Source organism: Nocardiopsis sp. Huas11 (assembly GCF_003634495.1).
GTDB lineage: Bacteria > Actinomycetota > Actinomycetes > Streptosporangiales > Streptosporangiaceae > Nocardiopsis.
The window spans coordinates 664,463-687,568 of record NZ_RBKY01000001.1 but is presented as its reverse complement, the minus strand read 5'-3'; the positions used below and the strand labels follow the sequence as shown (position 1 = coordinate 687,568).

At 66.7% G+C, this 23,106-nt stretch carries 16 protein-coding genes and 1 tRNA gene; 10 read left to right on the top strand and 7 right to left on the bottom strand.

What is annotated here, in order from left to right; all coding sequences use genetic code 11:
- Positions 1 to 27: 27 nt before the first annotated feature.
- Positions 28 to 6,522, top strand: a complete 6,495-nt coding sequence (locus tag DFP74_RS02980; RefSeq protein ID WP_233570779.1) for an RHS repeat-associated core domain-containing protein — start codon at positions 28 to 30, stop codon at positions 6,520 to 6,522.
- A gap of 17 nt (positions 6,523 to 6,539) precedes the next feature.
- Positions 6,540 to 7,073: a hypothetical protein gene (locus DFP74_RS33245; RefSeq protein ID WP_147453814.1), complete on the top strand. Its 534-nt coding sequence runs from the start codon at positions 6,540 to 6,542 to the stop codon at positions 7,071 to 7,073.
- Positions 7,074 to 7,324: 251 nt separating this feature from the next.
- Here the strand turns inward: DFP74_RS33245 and DFP74_RS02975 are convergent, their stop codons facing one another.
- The 7 genes from DFP74_RS02975 to DFP74_RS02945 form a co-directional block, all read right to left on the bottom strand.
- Positions 7,325 to 7,876, bottom strand: coding sequence for a hypothetical protein (locus DFP74_RS02975; protein WP_121180286.1), 552 nt, complete (start codon positions 7,874 to 7,876; stop codon positions 7,325 to 7,327).
- 259 nt (positions 7,877 to 8,135) lie between these two features.
- Positions 8,136 to 8,381: a hypothetical protein gene (locus DFP74_RS33755; protein ID WP_199725462.1), complete on the bottom strand. Its 246-nt coding sequence runs from the start codon at positions 8,379 to 8,381 to the stop codon at positions 8,136 to 8,138.
- A 1,028-nt stretch (positions 8,382 to 9,409) separates the two neighbouring features.
- Positions 9,410 to 9,480, bottom strand: a tRNA-Arg gene (locus DFP74_RS02965).
- A 1,024-nt stretch (positions 9,481 to 10,504) separates the two neighbouring features.
- Positions 10,505 to 10,642 carry a hypothetical protein gene (locus tag DFP74_RS33430; RefSeq protein ID WP_158612960.1) on the bottom strand — a complete coding sequence of 46 codons (138 nt, stop codon included), beginning with the start codon at positions 10,640 to 10,642 and terminating at the stop codon, positions 10,505 to 10,507.
- Positions 10,643 to 10,721: 79 nt separating this feature from the next.
- Entirely contained in the window at positions 10,722 to 11,477 is a 756-nt protein-coding gene (locus DFP74_RS02955) for a metal-dependent hydrolase (RefSeq protein WP_121180284.1), read from the bottom strand.
- A gap of 148 nt (positions 11,478 to 11,625) precedes the next feature.
- Positions 11,626 to 12,183 carry a GNAT family N-acetyltransferase gene (locus DFP74_RS02950; RefSeq protein ID WP_121180283.1) on the bottom strand — a complete coding sequence of 186 codons (558 nt, stop codon included), beginning with the start codon at positions 12,181 to 12,183 and terminating at the stop codon, positions 11,626 to 11,628.
- A 10-nt stretch (positions 12,184 to 12,193) separates the two neighbouring features.
- Positions 12,194 to 13,171, bottom strand: a complete 978-nt coding sequence (locus DFP74_RS02945) for a hypothetical protein (RefSeq protein WP_233570778.1) — start codon at positions 13,169 to 13,171, stop codon at positions 12,194 to 12,196.
- A gap of 843 nt (positions 13,172 to 14,014) precedes the next feature.
- Between DFP74_RS02945 and DFP74_RS02940 the strand changes: the two genes are divergently transcribed.
- From DFP74_RS02940 to DFP74_RS02900, 8 genes are all read left to right on the top strand, one after another.
- Positions 14,015 to 14,464, top strand: coding sequence for an ATP-binding protein (locus DFP74_RS02940; RefSeq protein ID WP_233570777.1), 450 nt, complete (start codon positions 14,015 to 14,017; stop codon positions 14,462 to 14,464).
- A 266-nt stretch (positions 14,465 to 14,730) separates the two neighbouring features.
- Entirely contained in the window at positions 14,731 to 14,955 is a 225-nt protein-coding gene (locus DFP74_RS02930; protein ID WP_121180281.1) for a BldC family transcriptional regulator, read from the top strand.
- Positions 14,956 to 15,151: 196 nt separating this feature from the next.
- Complete coding sequence (locus DFP74_RS02925; RefSeq protein ID WP_121180280.1) at positions 15,152 to 15,895, top strand: hypothetical protein; 744 nt, start codon at positions 15,152 to 15,154, stop codon at positions 15,893 to 15,895.
- A gap of 67 nt (positions 15,896 to 15,962) precedes the next feature.
- The gene (locus DFP74_RS02920) at positions 15,963 to 16,880 is read left to right on the top strand and encodes a hypothetical protein (protein WP_199725460.1); all 918 of its coding nucleotides are present in this window, start codon (positions 15,963 to 15,965) and stop codon (positions 16,878 to 16,880) included.
- An 18-nt stretch (positions 16,881 to 16,898) separates the two neighbouring features.
- Entirely contained in the window at positions 16,899 to 17,528 is a 630-nt protein-coding gene (locus DFP74_RS02915; protein WP_158612959.1) for an HAD domain-containing protein, read from the top strand.
- Positions 17,452 to 17,937: a hypothetical protein gene (locus DFP74_RS02910; protein WP_147453812.1), complete on the top strand. Its 486-nt coding sequence runs from the start codon at positions 17,452 to 17,454 to the stop codon at positions 17,935 to 17,937. The genes DFP74_RS02915 and DFP74_RS02910 overlap by 77 nt, the downstream gene beginning before the upstream one ends.
- A gap of 3,217 nt (positions 17,938 to 21,154) precedes the next feature.
- Positions 21,155 to 21,403: a helix-turn-helix domain-containing protein gene (locus DFP74_RS02905; protein ID WP_233570776.1), complete on the top strand. Its 249-nt coding sequence runs from the start codon at positions 21,155 to 21,157 to the stop codon at positions 21,401 to 21,403.
- Entirely contained in the window at positions 21,404 to 22,891 is a 1,488-nt protein-coding gene (locus DFP74_RS02900) for a site-specific integrase (protein ID WP_121180278.1), read from the top strand.
- The last annotated feature ends 215 nt before the right edge of the window (positions 22,892 to 23,106 follow it).

The following is a 23,106-nucleotide window of genomic DNA, read 5'->3' as shown; positions in this document are numbered from 1 at the left end:
CGCAAGCCCCTCATCTCCTTCATCGCCGTGACTCTGGCGGCGAGTCTGGCCGCGACGGTGCCGGCCTCCGCCTTGGCCTACAACACGCGCCCGGAGGTGGCCGAGACCGCGTCCGTGCAGGGCCAAGCGGCTGTTCGAGAGGCGATCGAGGCCGACAGCGCCGCAGCTGATGCCTCGGTCTCCGCGCTTGACGAACCTGCGTGGCCGGGACAGGGCACGGTCGCCTTCGACCTCGACGACCCGCAGGCTCAGCCACGCGGCGGCCCGGGCGAGAGCGAGAACGCCCCGGTGAGCATTCAGCCGGTGGAGGGCCAGGATTTCGAGGAATGGGACTCCCCGATCCCCGAACCCGAAAAGCCAGCAGCGGCCACAGAAGAAAGCGCTGGGGCGGAGGGGGAACCCGGTGACGAGGCGGCCCCGAGCGAGCGCCGCCTGCCCGCCGAACCCGAGGACGCCCCAGACGCTCCCGGCACCGCTGATCCTGGGGAGGGAACCGGGCACGAGGAGCCACCTTCTGCTCCGAACCGGCCCAGCCCGGAACCTGACGAGACCGAGCCCGGCGACAGCGAAGCGGACGCCCCCGAGGAAGAGCGTCCTGAACCGACCGAGGCCCCTGAACCCCCGGAGGCGCCGGAACAGCAGGCACCGGCGCAGCCCGAGCCGGTGACCGCCGCCGAGGTCGAGGTTCTGGACCGGGACGAAGCGGCTGAGCTGGGGCTGTCCGGTCTGGCACTGCGTGTGACGCGTGCCGATGGTTCCGAGGCGGCCGGTCCGGTCCAGGTGGAGGTCGACTACGCCGACTTCGCCACCGCCTATGGCGCCAACTACGGATCCCGGCTGTCCCTGGTCGCCCTCACCCCCTGCGACGAGGAGGGCGCCGAAGCCGACTGCTTCGCTTCCCACGAGGTTGACTCGGTCAACGACACCGAAGCCCAGACCCTGACCGCGACGGCACCGGCCACGTCCTCGGGCACGCTCCTGACCACGACCGCCACCGGCGACAGCGACGAAGCGACCGGCGATTACACCGCCACGTCGCTGAGCCCGTCCTCCACCTGGAACGTGGGCCCGCAGACCGGTAACTTTTCCTGGAACTACCCCATGGCTGCTCCGAACGTGGCCGGCGGCCTCAAACCGGAAATCAGCCTGTCCTACTCTTCCCAGTCCGTGGACGGGCGCACCTCGTCCACGAACAACCAGACCTCCTGGATCGGCGAGGGCTTCGACTACCACCCCGGCTACATCGAACGCCGCTACGAGGTCTGTTCTGAGGACGATACCGCTGACATCCCCGACCAGTGCTGGTCGCACCACAACGCCGTGCTCAACCTGGGCGGGAGCTCCACCGAACTGGTCTTCGACGACGGCGAATGGACCCCCAAGCGCGACGACGGCGCCAAGGTCGAGCGGCTGACCGGCGCCACCAACGGTGACGACAACGGCGAGTACTGGAAGGTCACCACCACCGACGGCACCCAGTACTTCTTCGGCCGCAACCGCCTGCCCGGCTACGCCTCGGGCGATGAGGAGACCAACGCGGCCTGGACCGTGCCGGTGTTCGGTGACGACTCCGGCGATCCCTGCTATGACTCCACCCTGGACGATGCCTGGTGTGACCAGGCCTGGCGGTGGAACCTGGACTTCGTCGTCGATGCCCAGGGCAACGCGCTGGCCCACTACTACGAGGCCGAGACCAACAACTACGGGCGGCACCTGGAGTCCGACCCTGTGGCCTACGACCGGGGCGGCCACCTGGTGCGCACCGAGTACGGGCTGCGCGAGGACGATCCCTACGCGACCGCCCCGGCCCAGGTGAAGTACAGCGTCTCCGAGCGGTGCCTGCCCGACGACGACTTCGACTGCGCGGCCTCTGAGCGCACCGAGGGCAACGCCGAGCACTGGCCCGACACCCCTCTCGACCAGGAGTGCGACGACGACTGCGCCGGGCAGCACTCACCGACCTTCTGGACCACCAAGAAGCTTGACAAGATCACCACTCAGGTCCACGACGGGGCCGACTACACCACCGTCGACACCTGGGAACTGGAGCACAAGTTCCCCGAACCCGGCGACGGCACCGACCCGGCCCTGTGGCTGGACTCGATCACCCACACCGGCCACGTCGGCGGCAGCGACGCCTACCCGGCCATCACCTTCGCCGGAACCCCGATGCCCAACCGCATCGACTCCACCACCGACGGCCTGGCCCCGATGAACAAGTGGCGCGTCACCGCGATCTACACCGAGACCGGCGGCCAGATCGACGTCTCCTACGCCACGCCCGACTGCACCGAGGGCTCCACCCCCAAGCCCCACGAGAACACCCAGGCCTGCTTTCCCGTCATCCGCACCCACAAGGCCGGAGCGGAGGAGATCACCGACTGGTTCGCCAAGTACTCCGTCGAGCAGCTGGTCGAGGTCGACCTGGTCGGCGGACAGCCGGACATGATCACCAGCTACGACTACGCCGGCGACGGCGCGTGGCGGTACATGGACGAGGACGGTTTCGTCGACGAGGACAAGCGCACCTGGTCCCAGTGGCGCGGATACGACCGCGTGATCGTCCGCACTGGCCACCCGGATGAGGTCCAGACCGAGACCGAGCACCTGTTCTACCAGGGCATGGACGGCGACCACCTGCCCGACGGGACCCGCACCGCGAGCGTGGTGGACTCCACCGGCACCAGCGTGGACGATGACGAGGTGTTCAACGGCCGCACCCGCGAGGTCATCGTCCGCGACGGCGTCGGCGGGGAGGTGGTGTCCAAGACCATCACCACCCCGTGGAAGGACCGGACCGCTTCCACCTCCCACTCCTGGGATCTGGACGCTCACATGGTCAACACCGGCCAGGTCGACACCTACACCGCCCTGGCCGACGGCTCCTTCCGCCAGACACGCACCGCCAACACCTACGACTCCCACGGGATGATCTCCGAGGTGCACGACGCGGGCGACGTGTCCGATCCCGACGACGACCGGTGCACGCACACCACCTACGCCCGCAACACCGACAAGCACTTGCTGTCCCTGGTCGCCCAGCAGCGGAGCGTGGCCGTCGACTGCGAGGCGACCGCGTCGGTCGACGACGTCATCACCCACACCCGCACCCTCTACGACGACGGCGCCTTCGGCGACACCCCCACCCAGGGACGACCCACCGAAACCCAACGCGCCGCGGACTACGACGGCACCGACCCGGTGTTCCAGACCGTGACGACCTCGACCTTCGACGAGTTCGGACGCGCGATCTCGGTTGCCGATGCCGAGGGCAACACCACCACCACGGACTACACCTCCGCACACCCCGGCGGACACGACACCACGGTGGAGACCACCAACCCCCTGGGCCATGTCACCGTGCAGGAGTACGACGCTCGTTCACAGGTGGTCGCCGAGACCGACGCGAACGGCAACACCACCGAACTGGTCTACGACGCGCTGGGCCGGTTGACCGATGTGTGGCTCGCCGACCGCAAACGCGACCTCGGGGCCACCCCGTCCATGCGGTTCGAGTACCACGTGGCCAAGGACGCCCCCACCACCGTGGTCACCCACGCCCTCAACGCCCGGGGCGACTACACCACCAGCTACAAGATCCTGGACGGTCTGCTGCGCGAGCGCCAGACCCAGGCGCCCGCACCGGACGGTGGCCGGGTGCTTACCGACACCCTCTACGACTCGCGCGGCAACAAGGTCATCGCCCGTGACCCGTACTTCAACGCCGATGACCCGGCAGGCGATTTGTTCGTGGTGGCCAACCACGACGAGATCCCGCGTTGGACCAAGACTGTCCATGACGGCGCAGGCCGGGTCACCGACGTCATCAAGATGTCGCGCGGTGTGGAGCAGTGGCGCACCAGCAGCGAACACCAGGGCGACCGCACCCTGGTCACCGCGCCCGAGGGCGGCACCGGCACCACATCGATCACCGACGCCCGTGGCAACACCGTGGAGCTGCGCAAGCACCACGGCGAGCAGGCCGCGGGAGACTACGACTCCACCCACTACACCTACACAGCTCGCGATGAACTGCAGACCGTGACCGACCCGGGCGGCAACGTCTGGGAGTACACCTACGACCTGCTGGGCCGCAAGATCGCCGAGTCCGACCCGGACGCCGGCGTGTCGAACTTCGAGTTCGATGATCTCGACCGGCTGGTGCAGACCACCGATGCGCGCGGGCAGGTTCTGCACACCAGCTACGACGAGCTGGGCCGCACCACCCACCTGCGCGAGGACTCCGCCACCGGGCCCCTGCGTGCCTCGTGGACCTACGACACCGTGATGAAGGGCCAGCCGGCCACAGCCACCCGACACCACAACGGGCAGGCCTACACCACCCAGATCGCGGGCTACGACGAAGTCGGACGCGAGCGCGCCCGGTACGTGATCATCCCCGGCTCCGAGGGAGAGCTGGGGGGTAGATACCTGCTGCGCACCTCTTACAACCCGGACGGCAGTGTTCGCTCCCGGGTGCTGCCCGCGGCCGGTGGTCTGCCTGGTGAGGCGGTGGTGTACGGCTATGACGAGCTGGGCAATCCCGTCACCATGTCGGGCAACGACCACATCGTCACCGACACCGTCTACTCCAAGGTCGGTAACCTGGTTCAGCGCGAGCTCCACCGGGGCACGCTGGGCTCGGACAAGACCTGGCAGACCTTCGACTTCGATGAGAAGACCGACCGGCTCTCCATGGCCAGCGTCGTCCACCAGATCGGTGACGGATCCCTGTCCACAAAGACCTACGGCTACGACGATGTCGGCAACCTGCTCCGCCTGAGCGACGAGCCCACCAGTTCCGAAGCCAGCAGTGACGTCCAGTGTTTCGACTACGACCATCTGCGCCGTCTGACGCAGGCATGGACCCCCGACGCTTCGGGGGAGTCCGCGTGTGCCGCTGCGCCGGACTCGCAGAACCTGGGCGGTGCGGCTCCCTACTGGCATGCCTACTCCTACGACGCGGTCGGCAATCGGACCGAGGAGGTTCAATACGCTCCCGGCGGTGGACAGACCGTGCGCTCCTACTCCGGACCCGACCAGGGGGAGGGACCCGCGCACGCGGTCACCGGTGTAGAGGAACAGGGTGTCGGCGGCCTGACCGAGCACTCCTATGACTACGACGCGACCGGCAACATGGTCCGCCGCACCACCGGGGACCGCGACCAGGTCTTGGAGTGGGATGCCGAAGGCAACCTCGCCGGTGTCTTGGACGGGTTGGAACAGACCGAGTACGTCTACGACGCCGATGGTGAGCGGCTGCTGCGCCGCGCCAACGGCGCCACCACCCTGTACCTTCCAGGGATGGAGGTGACCTGGGACTCGGCCGCGGGGACCGAGGATGCCACCCGCTACTACATCCACGCCGGTGAGACCGTCGCGGTGCGGGAGAACGACGGAAGCTTGCACTGGGTGCTGTCCGACCACCATGGCACCGGTGAGATCGCGGTGGACGCCGTGTGGGGTGAGGTGGCCCAGCGGCGGTTGACCGCCTTCGGTCAGGATCGCGCCGGCGATGGGGACGCGTGGCCGGGCGAGCGCGGCTTCGTGGACGGCACCATCGACGCGAGCACCGGGCTGACCCAGTTGGGTGAGCGCGCCTATGACGTAGACCTGGGCCGGTTCGTCTCGGTGGACCCGTTGATGGACTTGGCTGATTCCCAGCAGATGCACGGGTATGCCTACGCCAACAACAATCCAGCGAGTTTGACGGATCCTGATGGGCTGATGGTGGCGTCAGGTGGCTCGGGGAGTTCTTCGAGCTCGTCCAACGATGGTTGGTGGCATCCCGCCATGGGTGGTGCATACAAGCCCGACCACGTCGATTGGCCTCCCGCCCCTCCTTCTACGTCCAACGGTGGCTGGTGGCATCCGGCCATGGGCGGTGGATACAAGCCCGATCACGTCGATTGGCCTGCGCCCAGGCCGGTGACTCCGCAGAGGCCTCAGACCAGTGCGACGGTCGACCCCAACACCCAGGCCAACAACGACGCTTCCCACCGAGAATCGCAGCCGGAGCAGAATTGGTGGAACGATGCGTGGGGCTGGACCAAAGATAATTGGGGAACAATATCGCAGGTCCTTGGTTGGGCTGCGTTCGGTGCCTGCGTGTTTGTTTCTGCCGGTGCTTGCCTGGCGGCAGGTGGTGTGGTTCTCGCTGCAAATATCGGGATGGACGCGGCGATCGATGGTTCCGTTAACTGGGGCGAGCATGGATGGAGTGCGCTAATGCTCGGAATGGGAGGAGGTGCTGCTCTCGGGGTTGGGAGGCTGGCTTCCGGGACATGGCGAGGCGCCGTTAGTTCGATGGGGTCAAGACCTACTGTTCGGACCGGAACCCAGAGGTGGCATCAAAATCCCAGGTCAGGTGATCCCCGCGTCAGGGAGGGAGTCTATCAGGGGTGGGATATGAATTCTGGCCCTGTGGACTGGGGCGCTTCAACCGCTGGTTACTCTGTCAACATCGCCAGTGGCGCCACGTTCGGCGGCCCGGAGCCGTATGGGAATCCTTTCGCTAATTAGCAGCCTGGTGGTGAGATATGATTATCAGAAACACAGGAATGCAAATTCTAACTTCCGTACTCGCTGCTGCGATCTGGAGCCTGTTCGCCCTGTGGTCGATGTCCAGCGATTACAAAGTCCATATTTCACTCTTCATTACTGCTGTAGTGGGCCTGTCGATGTGGTTGAGTATCAAGATCGGCTACTGGAGAAACATTGAAATCAGCGAAGATTCTCTGATCATACGTAATTATCTCACCAAGTCTTCGGTGCCCATGAAACAAGTTGCTGTCGCCAGGCCCTCTGGTGGGATGCTCATTATTGAACTGAAGGGCGATGCGGGGGTCGTCAAGCCTGCGGCATTCGAAGGTTCGCTGATCTCCGCAATTTTTGGAAGTCCGAGTGCTGATCGTGCAGCTCGCATGATAAATATCAAACTTGACCAGAAATCCGGGGGTAAATCCGAAGAGGCTGCGAGTGGAAAAGTTGTACACTTGAACCTTGTCGCCTTTTTGGTGATATGGATGGCAGTCTTTTTAAGCTATTTGGTTCTGCATTTGCTTTTCTCTTGAATTCTCGTATTCTCAAACCGGTCCGTAGTGTCAGGTTCTAAGATTTCGAATGGTTGTTTGATTCTCCAGTTGGGTTCCGTGGTTCGTTGCCTGATTTGCACATTTTTGGCGAATCAACCGCCTGGCGAGTATTGTCGGCAGCGACTATTCAAGGAGTCCCGGAGTAACGTGGTCCGATCCGGCCAGACGAACACACACCTGAGCCTGCCTGCCGGTCGCCGGATGCTCCACGGCCATGGTGCCCATGCGGACTACCTCGCCATCCGCATGGAGCTCCACCTCTTGAGTGAGCTCCGGAAGGGGTCCGGGCACGGTGCCGAACACCAGGGTGTCGGGCCTTCGACACAGGTCTCCTCGATGTCCACCCGCCAGTGCTCCCGTGCGGTGGCGAGCAGGGAACGGCTTCGGGCACCGAGCCCGGCCAGGGCAGGACCTCGGGTGTGGATGTGAGCGGCGATCGCGCAGCACAGACGAACCGCCCTCTGTGTGCGAGCCGACCCTCGCCAGGGACGGAAGCACAACGCATCCTCGAGAAGTTCCAGCGCAGCCGCCCGGGCCGCGTCACAGCCCTGGTCCGCGATCCCGAGCAGGATCGGTGCCGCCTGGACCGCGGCGGGCAGGACCGTGCCGCTGTGGTCATGGACGATTCCTCCTTCCGCCGGGAGGGAGGCCGCCGACGCGGCGTCTGTGCGGCCGCAGGCATGGGCGAGGCCGAGCAGGTCCTCGCGCGCCGCGGCCGGGCGATAGTAGTCCGCGGGGCCCGGAATGGCCTCCCAGCCGGTGGTAACGATCGCATCGATCATGCCGGTATTGTCCTGCGGCGTCCTCCTGGGGGGACCGCATGACAGTGCGGCGGGGGTGTCCGGGGCGGGGATGACGGGTTTAGGGGCAGTCGAACCAGTGGTCGGTGGGGCGGTCGGGGCAGGACCGGTACTCGAAGACGTAGATTCCGCCGGCGTCTCCCAGCATGAGCCCGGCGGGGTTCTGTGCCGTTCGGGCCCGCTCGCAGTGCGATGGCTCCTCTCCGGCGCTTGGCCGGTCCTCCATAGGGAGCCAGGTGCGTCACGAGGCCCCGTCGTACTCCCAGCTGGAGACGGTGGGGAGGTGGTCCATGGTCTGCTCGCACCGGCCGTACTCCGGCCACACCGGGTCCTGGGTCCAGCCTGGATATCCGCCGATCTTGATGCCGGGCGCGGCGGAGAGGTGGTCTTCGTAGCTCCAGCCGGTTTCCTGCTCCGTCCGGTCGAAGCGCTCGCTCAGGAGGTCGTACAGGTCCGGTGGGAGATCCGCGCGGGGGTATTCGCTCACCTGTTCGGGATGGACCGCGCAGGGGTCGGGGATGTACTTCGCCGATGCGTCGGCGTGCGGTGGGGGGTGGGTCCGACCTGGTGTACGTCGCGTGAGTCGCGCCAGTACACCCGGGGTAGGGGGCGGAGCAGTTCGCCGTGGTCGTAGGGGCACCGCAGCACCTGGAGGAGGTCGTGCCCTGAGGGGAAGGGGGGCGTCGGGTGCGTGGGTTCGGTGGAGCTGGACGACGGGGACGAGTGTGACTTCTCCGTCGTAGGGTTCCTGGGTATCGCGGTCGTAGTGCTCGCCGTCGCAGACGGGCCAGGGCTCGTGCTGGGGCCACAGGAGCGGTCCTCCGACAGAGCTGTCATGGCTGGAGGGTCGGCCGGGGCGGGGGTGGAGGCGTACGGTCTCCCTGCGCCAGGGGCGCAGCTCGAGATACAGCTCTTCGATGTTGGCCGGGCGGGGTGGGGTGCGGCGGTTCACGGAGGTTTCCGGGGGTGTGAGTTGTGCAGGTGATAGGGGACTCTAGGCTCCATAACCGACATCCCGGCCTTGGGTCGGACAGGGGGACCGGAAAGCCGTGGTGTTCGGACATGAGCGGTGTGGGATTGGAAGAGCGGGTCGAAGATCTGCTCGCCCGAGTGAGGGCTCCCCCCCCGCCGGTATCGGCTTCGAGCGGTCGATGGCGCGACGCGCTAGTCCCGGCTGGTCGAGGGCATGGTCCGTGACCCAGCGGATCGTGACATGGGCGCGCCGGGCAGCGGGCCTGTGGCGTTGTTGTCGTATTCGTGGGCGGCTGTCGTGCCGACCGGGCGGGCAGGGCCGGGATCGCCTGTGGCGCGGCGGCTGCGGGCCGTTGGTGGGCGAACGCGGGGCGCCCCGGGTACGGGCCCGCAGGGTCACGGGATGGCAAAATGCTCCGTGAGGTCCTCGCCCTGATGTACTGGACCTTGCACTGGGGAGCACACGCGGAGCATTTCAGGGCCCCAGCCGGGCTCCGCGCCTCGCCTGTTCGACTCGCGCACCCCGTCTGACCTGGGGTTTTATGGCGCACCCGGCAGGATTCGAACCTGCGGCCATCGGATTAGAAGTCCGGTGACATCGTGCCTCTACGTGCCACAGAGTGACGTTTCGTCTCAATCCATCCGATCACCGCTGTCGTTTCGTGTCAAGAGATGCCGACCGGTGCCGTGCCAGTACCGAACTGCGGAGCATAATCGGAGCACACACGGCCCGTTGGCGGCGTCCGATGGCACCTCACGAGGTTCTCGCTGTGTGGCCGACGGTGAGCACTTCATGGTGGTCGCTCAGATGACCAGTAGGCGAGTCATCAAGGGTGGGGGCATGACGGCACGACGGCTGCTCAGTCGTGGTTTCGGAGTGCCCGGCCAATGATCTGCGCAGATCCCCTTGGCCTTGGCGATATTCAGACGGGGCCCAAGGAGCGCCGGGCTCCCTGGGCCCCGTGCGTCATGGGAACGGGAGGCCGTGGAGTTCGTCCAGGTGTCTGAGACGGACACGTATCTCACGCGCTGAACTGCCCCGCATGGCGTGGACCAGCATGTCAAGGAAATCCTTGGCCATCAGCGGGCTGCCGCAGCACTCCCAGCAGCAGTACCACGAGCGAGGATAGAGGTGGTCGTTCCATGGGGGGCGCCTGGGGTCGCGGGCGTACTCCTCCCATCTGGGGAGCGCCTCGTTGATGATCCCTGGCCACAACTGCGGGTGACGGTGTTCGGCTCGTCGGATCTCGGCCATCGTCTTGGACGACAGGCCGTTGATCGCTGGTGCTTTTCTTTGTCCTCTGCGCGCTCGGGGGTGGTTCTCTGCGCGCAGGCGTCCCGGCCGTCTACGCGGCATGGGCCTTTCTGTCGATGAACATGTCCCACATCATTCCATAGCGCTTCTGTGACGGGCCAGTCCGGGCCTGCGTGGTGTTTCGCTCCTGCCGGTGGACTTGGTCGGCGCTGTCTTGTGCCGGTTGTGATGGAGGTCGTGGTGGGTGCCGGGATCGCCTCCCGTCACTCGTTGGCGCTGCGCTCAGCCAATGATTGAGCGGGGACCGGCATGGCGGGCCTCTCCGGTGAAGACCTCGATCCACTCTGAACCGGTAGCCCTCCTGTGGCCACGTGGCCTTCTGGTCAGTCGGCGAGCATCGCCAGCAGCAGCACGCCGCAGAAGATGAAGAACGCTGTTGACGGCCACGAGGAGAACTGCCCTTTGAAGTTGCGCGCGGTCACGTCGCCTCCGAGCTCTGAGGGGTGAGGAAGGAACGTCAACTGAGTACCACCGGCCGATGACATTCCGCAGCCGTTGGCCACAACAGGCCGCCACAAGAGCGGGACTCGGTGTGTTCCCTCATCCCACCGTCGGTGGAGGCGAGCTCAGGACCAGCATCAACGGCAGGCCCGCCAACGACGCCCACCGGATTCCGTCCTCGACCCAGCTCTTGCCCGTGTGGAACGCCACCGGCGACCTGAACATCCACCACCGCTTGCCGCGCACCACGAACGGCCAGGCCAACGGAACCCCCGAGCGGGTCAGCCAGTCACCCAGAACGTGTGTCAACGCGCCGACGGAGACCGTCACCCCGATCAACCACGGCGCAGGTCCGCCACCCTCGGCGAACATCGCACCAGTCGCAATGACGACCGCTATCACCGATGCCGCGATTCTTCGCTTCCTCAGCGGCCCCCACTTCTTCAAGGACCGGGCTACCGTCCCCAACCCCAGCGCGGCCATCGCGAACACCACCAGCCCGGTGCCCAGCGGCGCGATCGCCGCCACCAACGCCACCAGGCCGAAGGCCGCACACGCGGGGATGGTGTGCGTCAGGTACCGGTGACCACCGTCTTTGGCCGCAGCCAGCTCCACTTCCGTGGCCGTGCGCTGGTACACGCGCCGCGAGACCTCCCGCAGCTTCTCTGACGCCTTCTCCGTCACCAGACCCAGCGACCGACCCACGGTGCTGCCCGGTTCGTCCAGGTCGGGAAGCAGCGCGGCACCCGCTCCGACCGCGGCGCACAACAGCACGTCCATGGGATCGGAACTGCACAGCACACCGACGGCCGCGCCTGTGAGCACACCGGTCGCGGCATGCGAGGAACCCATCATCAGGATCTCCGGGCGTTGAAGGGGGAGGGGAAGACGTCCTGACTGTCTCTCGGACAGAGATGTCCCGCACCGGTGGTGATGGAGGCTCTGGTGTGCTCTGGAATTCTTTCCGGCCGCCTGGCGGGTGACTCGGACTCCGGGATCGAACCTATGGCTTCTCGTCCGGTGAGCCCGGCTTCCACTCGTCGTCCAGGATCGAGTGCACGATGGAGTCGCGCCAGGCATCTCGGGTCCACAGGTGCCGACGGATCCGTCCCTCCTCCACCATTCCAGCCCTGAGCATGACGCTCTCGGACGCCTGGTTCTCCGGGGATCGAGCACCCCATATCCGCTTGAGCCCCAGTTCGTCGAAACCGAGCCGGAGAAGGAGCTCGACGAGTTCACAGCCGAATCCCTGCCCCCACAGGTCGGGCCGGAGAGCGAATCCGACCTGTGCGCTGTGGGGGCGCTCGTCCACGGCCAGGCGAGCGCTGCCCACAAGCCGGTCCTCTCGAGCGACAGCAAGCATGTAGACGCCCCGGTTCCCCTGCTCGGCGTCGGCGATTGCGGCCTTGACGATGGCGGCGCACTGCTCCCTCGTACGCGGCGTGAACGACAGATGCCTGACAGCCTCCGGGTCGCCGTAGACCTGGGCCAGGTCGTCGACGTCGGTGGTGCGCAACTCCCGAAGGGCGAGCCTGGCACTGGAGAGTTCGACTGGGTGCATGTCCGGAAGGTTAGCGGCCCGAGGTCAGCGCCGAAGCGGGAGTCTGGCTGTACGCCTCAATCTCCTGACGGAGCCGGGCGACCGCCTTGCTTCCCGCGTACTCGGAACCGCGCAGGGCGCTGTGTACGCGCATGACGCTGTTCACCACGCCGGCGACCCGCTTGGTGGCGGGCAGGTCCAGGACCGGCCTGAGGGCTTGCGTGGCACCTTCGGCCTCTCCGAGGGATGCTCGGGCGTAGCCGAGGTCGGCGCGGGCCCCGGCCTCGTCCTGGTAGGCCCAGTCGTCGGACCCCTCGGCGGCTGCGGTTTCGTAGAGGTTCACGGCTTCCTGCGCGACCTGCTGGGCCTGTGCCTCGCGTCCGGGGATCCAGATCTGCGTCTCCGCCCCGTAGTAGAGCTGACGGCAGTGCGCGAAGCGCATCAGGCCACCGAGTTCGTCCAGGTCGTCGGTGTGCAGCCTCTCGCGCAGGGCCGTGGCCTCCCGGAGGTCGTTGAGCGCACGCTCTCCACTGCCGAGCGATGCCCAGGTGCGGGCGCTCTGGGACATGAGCCAGATGGCGGCAGTACCGGTGTGCTCGGTCGCCAGATCACGCGCGAGCTCCGCGTACCGGGCGGCCTCGGTGGGCCATCCCGCCCAGTAGGCCATCAGGCTCTGCTGGGCACGCACCCGGACGCGCAGCCCGTTGTGGTCGGCGTTGTCCGCGCAGATGAACGCGGTCCTGGCCTGCTTCATCGCGGCGTGCGGGTCACCGAGGTCATGGCTCGCCTTGGCCAGCATCATGCTGAGGAGGCCGCTCAGCAGGTACAGGTCTCTGGTCTGGTTGGGGCGCTGCCGTCCCTCCAAAAGCATGAACGCCACATCCTGGGCCTCGATCAGGTCCCCCAGGACCTCGTGGAGGGCAGCGCGGGGGTAGGCCTTCGCGAGCCTGGACACCTCTTCGAAGAGTTCCTGGATGGTCTCCACTCCCACGTTCGTCCCTTCCGCCATCGCTCCGAATCTCATCGCACGTTTCGCGGCCATGTCGATCTGCCTTTCTGGAGGTAGCGATCTGATCCCACTGCTGACGGGGGGATATTCCTGTTCCGTGTTCGTTTGCGATATCTCGGCAGGACAGAGCTGGTTTCCGACCCTTTTGAGGACATTCCGCTCGTGCTCACTCAGCCCGTCGAACCCTTCAGGGGTCAGCAGCCTTCGGGGAGAGGTCCCGTACAGCGTTGCCAAAGCGACGACCTGTGTCGCCTGTGGCGCTCGCCCACCTACCTCGGGCCAGAGTTCCAGGCGACTGAGCCCGGCCTGATCCAGCGGCAGCCCAGTGGCGGAACCGCGGTACCGTTCGGTCGCCTCGGCCTGGCTCCATCCGTGCATGTGGCGATAGGCCGCCAGAGGCGAGCAACCGGAACGGATGCGAATCTCATCGGCGATCTCATCGTTCATTCGACCCTGCTCGCGCATCCGATCGCGCAGTTTCCGGAGCTGGGCTTTCGTCCACTTCATGCGGCTCTCCTCGGGCGTCACTCTCCAGATTGCCCGAATCGGTGCAGGCCGCAACCGGGGTATCGCGGCACACGCCCAGTTCGACATAAGAATGCTTGATCCAGCAGCAAAACAGCAGTTCAGGAGCGGTGTCAGCGGCATAAAAACCATGTCTTCGCACCCGGTGACTTGTCATCGCCTTCAGGGTTCGATCGGAGGTGCAGGCAAGAAGGGAACGACCCTACGGCTCAGATGATCGAGGCGCGGATGATGACCGCATCACAAGTGAAGGCGATGGACGGACCGAAGCGGAGCGGCCGGACGGGTGACGGTGCATCACCGATACTGCCGCGCCGCGTGCCCGGCTACTCCTCGATGCCCAAGCTGGGAACGGCCGACCGTCGTCACGCGGCGAGATTCGGGCACACACCTTCGCAGGTCCGTGCGGCCCGCCGCTGGGCGCGGACGGTCACGGGCCTTCCCCAGGAGGAAGCCGATGCACTTGAGCTGCTGCTTTCCGAACTGGTGACCAATGCCCTGGAACATTCGGCCTCGGGCCAGGAGGGCCACTTCACGGTCACGCTCGCCTACCTCGACACCAACGTCATCCGGCTCGCCGTCGCGGACGCCGGCCCTCGGCACGGTGAGGCTCCCACCGTCCCCCGTGTGCGCCCGGTCGACCCCGGTCTGGAACACGGGCGCGGACTCGCGCTGGTGGATCGGCTGAGTCGGCGCTGGGGGTTCCTGGGCGTCCAGGGAGCACCGCTCACCGTGTGGGCCGTCATCTCACGCACGGCGCTGCGGTGAGGGGGAACAGGCGATGGGCTGGACCCGTGCCGACGACGACACGCAATACGCCGTCGCTCGGCGACTCCAACGGGCACACGTGGGCCGCTGGCTCGTGTTCTGGGGGCCTGGGAGCCGAGCCTACTGGGCCTTCTACCGAGGACCAGAACACGTGCGACCCCTGTCGGCCGCCCAACCGGAGCAACTGCACCGGTCGGTACTCGACCTTCAACGACAGCTCGACCTGGCCACGGGCCGCGTCCCGTTCAAACAGTGAGAGGAATCCCTTGACCAGACGTAGGTCGGGTTCAGCCACCCGCGTACCGCAGAAACCCACGCAGACCCTGACCCCGGTCGAGGTCGCCGCGCTCTTCCGGGTGAGCGCCACGACCGTGACCCGCTGGGCGGACCAGGGCAGGATCTCCGCCTTCCGGACCCCGGGCGGACACCGCCGCTTCCTCCGCAAGGACGTCGATTCCGCCCTGGCCGAGACCTTGACGCCGTCCAGATAACCGACAACGGCACGCGTCTCAGCACGGTGCCCCCTTCTTGTAGCTCCGGATAGCACTCCCTGACTCCGGCTGTTGTCCGGTCATGGTCGCGGCACACGGGTGCCCACAAGGCAGTGCGTACAGGCAATCTCGCCGCCCGCACACCGCTCGACCCCATCACCCCTTCGTCAGAGAACCCTGAGAAAGGACCCACTCCATGTCCGTCATGCTGGCCCCGACGAGCCTGAGCATTCCCGGCCACCGCTTCGACCCCCGATGGAACCGCATCACCGGGATGTCGGTCGAGGACAACACGATCACCATCAACCCCGAGGAGTACTTCTTCCGACTGGAGTCCGACACCTGGCGAGTGATCGACTGGGACAAGGTCACCGCTGAACTCCTCCCCATCGACGAGACCTCCGAGTCGGCCATCGAACAGATCGCCCTGGACTACATCGCCCAGAACTCCCGCACCACCCACGATCCGGCCGAGGTCCTGCACATCGCCTGGCAGGTCTACAGCCACCTCTTCCGCGAGGAGCACCTGGCCTCGCTGGGCATCGACGGGGTCACCGCGGACCACCTGCGGATGCTCGCGGAAGTCTCCACCTTCACCGCCCTGAACAAGGTCGAGGACGACGGCCACATCAGTATCGTCGGCCCCACCTGGTTCTTCGCGGACACGGCCCAGGTCATCTACGACCTGGACGAGCCCACGACTGAGCTGCTGGACGAGGTCTTCCACGGCGCCTGGTTCAACGAGTACCGGCGCATCGAGGGCGTCAAGGCCCACGCCGCCCTGGGCGGACGCCTGGTGCACGGCTGCCAGTCCGCCCCCGACCGGCGGGGTGGAGTCGTGGCGCCCTACGGCACCGACATGAAGCGCTTCCGGAACGAGCTGGACACCTTCCGCGACACCTGGCTCACCACGGTCCACTCCTACGGCAAGCACTCCTGACCACCCCGATTTCCAGGGGCTCTCCGTCCCTCGGCGGAGGGCCCCGACCCGACGCAAGGAGCCACACGTGCACCACACCGACATCGACCGGATGCGCGGTGAACTACTCGCCTCGGCTGGAATGAGCGCCAACCTCGTCGAGGCGAAACCACTGCACAGCTGGGAGCTCTCACACGTGGAGCGCCTGGCCCTGGCGGACGGGACCACCGTCATCTTCAAGTGCGCCACCGAACCCTTCACCCACGAGCACGAGGCCCTGACCGCCGCCTGGCAAGCGGGCGTCAGCGTCCCCCGCCTGGTCGAGTCCCTGCGCTCGGGAACCACCCTGGCGATGCTGATGGAGGACCTGGGCGAACCCGACCGGGAGGCCACGGACGCCGACGGCCTCAGCGCGGCGGTCCAGCTCCACTCCGCGGCGGTTCCACCCCACCTTCCCCCCGCTGACAGCACATGGCTGGCATCCCTCCCACAGAGGGCGATGCGCACCCTGGAACTGCTCAACGCCCAGGGCCGGTGGTCCGATGCCGATGACATCAGGGAGGCGCTACGCGACATCGACCGCGCGGCCGCCCAGCGAGCCGAGGGCGCGACGACCGCACCCTATGGATGGGTCCACTCGGAGTTCCACCCCGAGAGCCTGCACGTGCGCGACGGCCGTGTCCGCCTCTACGACCTCGCCCGCGCCTTCTGCGGACCGGGCCTTCTCGACCTCGCCTCCTGGCACGGAACCGTCCAGACGCCCGACCCCGACCGGACCCGAGCGTTCCTGGAGTCCTACGTCGAGGCCGGAGGCAGCGCCAGCGCGCTCACACGCCGCGGCGGCCTGAAGCCGCAGGACTGGGCGCTGGGCTGGCACCGGGTGTGGGTCCTGGAGTGGTTCCTCGCCCAGGCCCTGGTTTGGATCAATGACGTCACGGCCGATCCCGCCTACACGAACGTGGTCCGGCGCCACACCCACGACGCGGCACGGCTTCTCGATATCTGAGCCTCGGAGGACGACCCCATGGCAGGCAACCCCCCGTATCTACTGATCGACGTCGACGGAGTCCTCAACCCGTTCCCCGGCCCGAGCGGTTCCGTACCACCGGAGTACCGCCCGCACCGAGTCGACTTCAAAGGCCACCGAGACGTGCCGGTCTGGCTCAACCCGCACCACGGCGTGACGGTCAACGCCTTGCACTCCATGGGCCTGGTCCGGCCGCTGTGGGCGACGAGCTGGGGAACCGAGGCGAACGCCCTGATCGCGCCACACGTGGGCATGCCCCAGATTCCGCACATCGACCTGGGCACGCCCGACATCTCGACCCCGCATCCGCACGGCTATCTCTGGAAACGCGACCCAGTGGCCGACTGGCTTAAGAACGCGCCCGTTGCCTGGATCGACGACGACTTCGCGCCGCCGGACTACGACTGGGCCGCGGAGCGGGCCTTGCGCGGTGCACCCACGTTGCTGATCCAGCCGAACCCATACGTGGGCCTGCAACGCCACCACATCGTTGCCGTCCAGCTCTGGGTGATCTCCGTCATGCAGGACCACGACACCTTCGGGAACCACCATGAGCGTCCCCTTGCAGACCCACGAGACCCGGTTGCTCCAGGCACCCAGCGGGGTCCGAGTTCCGATCGACCGTGAACTCGTTCCGCTGATCCTGCGCCTGTGGTCCCTCGGGCTGAACACCAAGGCCAGTTGCCAGAACTTCGGTGAATCCCTCCAGGACTCGGGGCCGGGGATGCCTCCGGGGGACCCGCGCTGGAGCGACTTCTACTCCGACCGCGTCTGGCTGAAGCTGCCACCTGCCCCCGCCGATCACCTGATCACCCTCCTTGGAGCGGACCGGGAACTCAGCATCGCCATGAACGAGTGGGGAAGAGCGGCCTCCTGGCTCTGCGTGCGCCCCGTTGTGCCGGACATCTACGGCGGACCGGCACGAACCCGGGACACGCACCTGTTCTTCCCACGAGAGCACCTCGACCACGTGATCGAGGTGCTCGGCAGATCGGAGTCGGTTCCCTTCCAGCCACGCGCAGCGAGCAGTGCGTAAGCCGGTCATCGACTTCAAGAAAAGGCACCCCTCTTCGCGGCCATCGGCAACGTCAACGGCTTCGCCTGGTTCGCTGGGCGGAGCCCTCGTCTCGCAGATCGGGATGTTTTCACTCATCGGCTTCCCTGCCGCTTACCCGTGACCCCCGCTTCCCCCTCGTTTCCGAGGCTGGTGACTGTTCTGAGCGGAAGGGGTTGAAGGTTCTCGCCCACCCAAGCGACCATCGACCAGCCCTGACCAGGGCAGGCGCCCATCCCTGATGGGTTTGGGGTCTTTGTGTCTATTTGTGTGGATTTTTGGGTGAGAAGCGCAGTTCCGGGGGCGCGCGACTTCGGGGCCATTGACACTTACCCCGAACCGCACGAGGAGAAGGGCCAGCCCCGCCTCGGGGCTGGTCAGAAGAGAAAAGGGGTGCCCCGGTCCAGTGCTGCGAACACCGGCCCGGGGCGTGATTCCCACCTGACGTACCAGGAGGAGATCGTGGAGAAGTCTAGCGGGAGGCACCGCAAACGCCGCCAGGGATGGGGCGAACACGTGCGGTGGGTGCTCGGAGTGGTGCTGGCCGCCGTGTTCTGCACCCCAGCGGAACGAAGCACCCCGCCCGTGCGCGAGGTTCGTCGGCCCTTGCCGGCCAGGCGTCCACAGGAGGAAGGCGCCCGCGCCTCGGGGCAGCGCCCGGGGGAGAAACCGGGGAGTTCTTCGAAGGCCCGGTCCCGGAGCGGTGGCAGCAGGGGGCCGGTGGCGGTCCCCCGTCCACGGATGCCGTACGCGGGGCGGCGCGGGTGGTGCGTGGACGACGAGGGGGTGCGCGGGGTGCGCCCCTACCTCGCCCGAGAGGAGGAGCGTGTTCTTCGTACGCACCCCAGGGTGCCCAGCGGGACGGGCCATGTCGATCTCCTGGCTGTCGCTCACGAGCCAGCGCCCGTGTCCTCTCCACCTCCGGGGCCCGGAGGTGGAGGGGCGGGGGAGTTCGCTGAGCTGGCCCGGCTGGTGCGCCACTGGCAGGCCATCGCGACCTGACCGGTAGTGCCCTGTGTCCGGGGTGGTGACGACCGTTCCCATGGTCGGCACCACCCCGGACCGTTCTTCGTCTGCTCGTTGTTCTCGGCCGGGCTCGCTACGGTGCTCTGAGCCCCGAGTGAGAGCGAAGTGAGTAGGGGCCAACAGGTGGGCCAACGAGGGGGCCGACGCCCGGGCCACGCTCTTGGCCCACCCCTCCACGTATATAACCGCAGGTCGTGGCCTACTTAGATGGGCCAACACGTGCCCAGACTTATACCCCAGTGGGGGTGTTCTTCACGTAGGGCGGGCGGGGCCGTCGCTCGCGGGAGCGGCCGCCCCGCCCGCCCCGGGGCACGTAATGGTCCCGGTCCTGCCTCACGTCCCCCTCCTCGACCGCCTCGCCTTTGCCCACTGCTCATACAAAGAGAGCTCTCCAACCACGGTGATGGGCGTTGGCGAGGCGCTGCCGGTCGGAGCGGGGCGACGACGAACGATGGCCTCGTGCCGTGAGGACCCCCGGCTGGGCGAGGAGGGTGGGTGACCGGGTGCCTCGACCGACTCATCGGGTGCCGGGCGCGGAGGTTGCGGGGTGGCCAGCGCGCGAGAATCCGCCTTGCGGGTGTACTCCGTTGGGGTGTCCTGTGACTACGCCAGTGACTACTCCTGTGCCTACGCCGATCGGTACTCCGGTCCCCCCTCCGAACCACCCGAGCGGAGACGTCGGTATCTTCGCAGTTCAGAGGGTATTTGAGTAAGTTTTGAGCAGCCAGACTTATACCCAGTGGGTAGTCATCTTCACGTAGGGCGGGCCCGCCTGCCCCGACCAGCGGGGGCGGACCCGCCCGCCCGTACCCCTGGCCTGGTCCCGTCTGTGTCTGAACCTCTTCTCTCACCGTCACTCCTGTGTCTTGACCCCGTCCGTCCGTCCGTCCTTCCTTCCTTCCTGTGGCTGGCGGGGGAGGACCTGTGGGTCTGCCTGCCGCCTGCTGTGTGTGGGAGGTCCCTGGCGGAGAATCCACGGACGAGGTCCTCCGCCGCCTTCTTTTTCTGCCGTTCTGGAGTGTTTTCATCCAAGGTCGGTGCCGTGCGGTTTCGGTGAGCGGGGCGCGCTCGAACGGCGGACGGCGGAGCGGTGGTTGGTTGGGTGGGAGTAGACGCTGCAGTGCTTTGTGCCGTCGTTCTTCTTCGTGATGGTCCTGGGGGTGAACCCCCGAGTGAGAGCGACGTGAGGAGGGGGCCAACGGGTGGTCCAACAAGGGGTCCAACGGGCGGTCCACGCTCTTGGATCCCCCGACCGCGACCATCCTTGCAGTTCATGGACTACTCAGGTGGTCCAACGCGTGCCCAGACTTATACCCAGTGGGTAGTTTCCTTCACGTAGGGGGCGGGCGGCGCCCCGGCGAACAGGAGGCGCCGCCCGCCCTGTGCAGCTTCGGGAAACCCCGCCCCCACTGCCCTCGCTGCACCCACCTCCCTTCATTCCTGCTTTCCCTTTTTCTGTTCACCTGTATCGAAATGGATCGCGGAGTGATGTTTGGTGTTTGGCGGTTCGGGTGTGGAGATCACCCAGCGCAGTGTGGTGGATGCCCCGGCCTTGGTGCCCACTCATGAGGGTCTTCGAGGGTCGAGTCGAGGGGCGGTTGGTGAAGGAGCGGGCCCGTGTGGCCCGGGGGAAGTCGCTGGGCTGGTGTCGCATTCGTTGTGGGGGCGTCTTCATGGGGGTTCATCAGGGCGAGAAGACGACACGAGGAAGAGGTCTGCTGATGATGAGATCCATCCACCTCCACCTGGTTCCACAACCTGGGCCAGCGAACGGTTCCACGGTCCGGGGCCGTCCGGGCCCCCACGTGTCGCCCCTGCCGCCGTGCCCGGGGCTCTGGCCTGGGGCGTGTGGAGCCACCAGCGCCCCGACGTCGGCCCGACCGGCTGTGATCGGCCCATCACCCCAGGGCGTGCCGCCCGGGGCGGTCGGGCCGTCTGATGGGCCCGCCCCGGGCAGCCCCGGTGCCCGCGGCGGTCATGGGACGCATCACCGCCCATCGGGCACGGGGGCGAGGTTCTCCGCCCATCGGACAGGGAATCCGCTGAATCCGCTTGACCACCTTGGCGAGGTCGAGCGTGGATGCGTGGTGCCCCGCCAGATGCGGGGCCGCGCAACGCATTCACGCACGTCATCCAGGGCGGGGAGGTGGGTCAGGTGAAGGGGACAACTCCGGTGACGGTGGACGAGATCGGCGAGTTGCCGGTGGTGCTGGATCCGGTGACGGCGGGGCGGATGTTCGGCTTCGGGCGGACCACCACCTACAAGCTCCTACGGGATGAGGCCTTCCCTGTCCCGGCTCACCGGACCGGCAGGACCTGGGTCATTCCCACAGCCGGGGTGCTCAATTTTCTCGGTCTGCCGGTGGGCGGTGGTTGTGGCGGGTGTGGTGCGCGTGGCAACAACTCGGAAGTGAGGTCGTAGATGGCATCACGAGAAGGATCCACGTTCAAACGGTGCGGGTGCCGTGACGAGACGACCGGCAGGGCGATGGGGGTGAGGTGTCCTCAGCTCAAGCGCAGGGGCGGGGGCTGGAATCCGGCCCATGGGGCGTGGGCGTTCCAGTACGAACTCCCACGCACCTCAGACGGCAAGCGGCGCCAGGCCCGCCGGGTCGGGCTGTCCACCCACGCCGAGGCTCTGGAGGGGCTGGACCAGGTCAAAGCACTCATGGGTTTGGCCTCGGGGGAGGAGGACGTTGAGGTGCAGGTCGCGGACCTGATACAGACCGCACTCAACCAGCGCCGACCACTCCCCGATACGGAGGAGGTGCGCAAGCGCATCGGCACCGGGGTGGACGTGCGGGCCCAGGTGCCCACCGTCGAGTCCTGGCTGACGGAGTGGTTGGACGGCAAACCCGACCTTGCCTTGGGCACCCGGGCCTCTTACGCCGGCCACATCCGCAAGTACCTCGTGCCGCACCTGGGCCGGCTGCGGCTGGACAAGCTCCAGGCCCGCCACGTCGAGGCGATGTTCGCCGAGATCGAGGAGACCAACATCCACATCCTGGAGTGCCGCGAGTCCGACGATGCGAAGGTGAAGGCGTCGGTACGGGGCCAGCGGGTCATCTCGCTGTCCACGAAGCACCGGATCCGCGCGACGTTGCGCAGCGCGCTCAGTGACGCGGTCCGGCGCCCGGACCTGTCGGTGTCGGTGAACATCGCCTCGCACGTGCGGCTGCCCTCGTGCCCCCGCATCAAGCCGATGGTGTGGACACCCGACCGGGTGCGCCAGTGGAAGGCGGACGGCACGGTGCCCGGCGAGGTGATGGTGTGGACCCCGGAACAGACCCGCACGTTCCTGACGCACGCGAGGAAGTACCGGTGGCTGTATGCGATGTTCCACCTCATCGCCGTCAAAGGACTCCGACGCGGTGAAGCGGTGGGGCTGCCGTGGTCGAACACGCGGTTGACGGACGGGCAAATCGACATCCGTGTCCAGGTGGTCCAGTTGGCGTGGGAGACGGTGACCACGACGCCGAAGAGCGCGGCGGGCCAGCGCACCATAACCTTGGACAATGACACTGTGAAGGTGTTGCGGGCGTGGAAGCGGTTCCAGAACGAGGAGCGCCTCAAGGCGGGCCAGGCCTGGGAGGACACGGGGTTGGCGTTCACCCGTCGGGACGGGTCGGGGTGGCATCCGGCGCAGGCCAGTGACTGGTTCTTGCGGATCTCGCGGGCGGCGGGGCTGCCGCCGATCACATTGCATGGGCTGCGCCACGGGGCTGCCTCGATGGCGCTGGCCGCAGGGTCGGACGTGAAGGTGGTCTCCGGGGAACTGGGGCACGCGACCGTGCACTTCACCCAGGACACGTACCAGACGGTGTTCCCGGATGTCGCGAAGGCGGCGGCCGAGGCCACCGCGTCTCTACTGCGCGGGTCACCGGTTCCGGTGAAGGCTCCGGTGTCGTAGCCGGACCGGTGAGCACACCAGGAGCGACACGGCCCCAGTAACCCTGGGCCAGGATGCGGGTTCGTCCGCGCTGGCCTGGGGTTTCCTCACTCACGGGGTCGGTTTCCGACCGGATCAAAGGTCCGTTGGTGGAACCTACAATAGAAAGCTTTTTGCTTTAAACTCATATAAATTCTCAGAGTTGATTTCTTATAATGTCCGATCTTTTCCTGATC

Coding starts and splice junctions, on each gene's coding strand:
- DFP74_RS02900 (WP_121180278.1), top strand. CDS start 21,404: ATGGCATCACGAGAAGGATCCACGTTCAAACGGTGCGGGTGCCGTGAC.
- DFP74_RS02955 (WP_121180284.1), bottom strand. CDS start 11,477: ATGATGGGTTCCTCGCATGCCGCGACCGGTGTGCTCACAGGCGCGGCC.
- DFP74_RS33245 (WP_147453814.1), top strand. CDS start 6,540: ATGATTATCAGAAACACAGGAATGCAAATTCTAACTTCCGTACTCGCT.
- DFP74_RS02945 (WP_233570778.1), bottom strand. CDS start 13,171: ATGGCGGAAGGGACGAACGTGGGAGTGGAGACCATCCAGGAACTCTTC.
- DFP74_RS02925 (WP_121180280.1), top strand. CDS start 15,152: ATGTCCGTCATGCTGGCCCCGACGAGCCTGAGCATTCCCGGCCACCGC.
- DFP74_RS02915 (WP_158612959.1), top strand. CDS start 16,899: ATGGCAGGCAACCCCCCGTATCTACTGATCGACGTCGACGGAGTCCTC.
- DFP74_RS02950 (WP_121180283.1), bottom strand. CDS start 12,183: ATGCACCCAGTCGAACTCTCCAGTGCCAGGCTCGCCCTTCGGGAGTTG.
- DFP74_RS02910 (WP_147453812.1), top strand. CDS start 17,452: ATGAGCGTCCCCTTGCAGACCCACGAGACCCGGTTGCTCCAGGCACCC.
- DFP74_RS02975 (WP_121180286.1), bottom strand. CDS start 7,876: ATGATCGATGCGATCGTTACCACCGGCTGGGAGGCCATTCCGGGCCCC.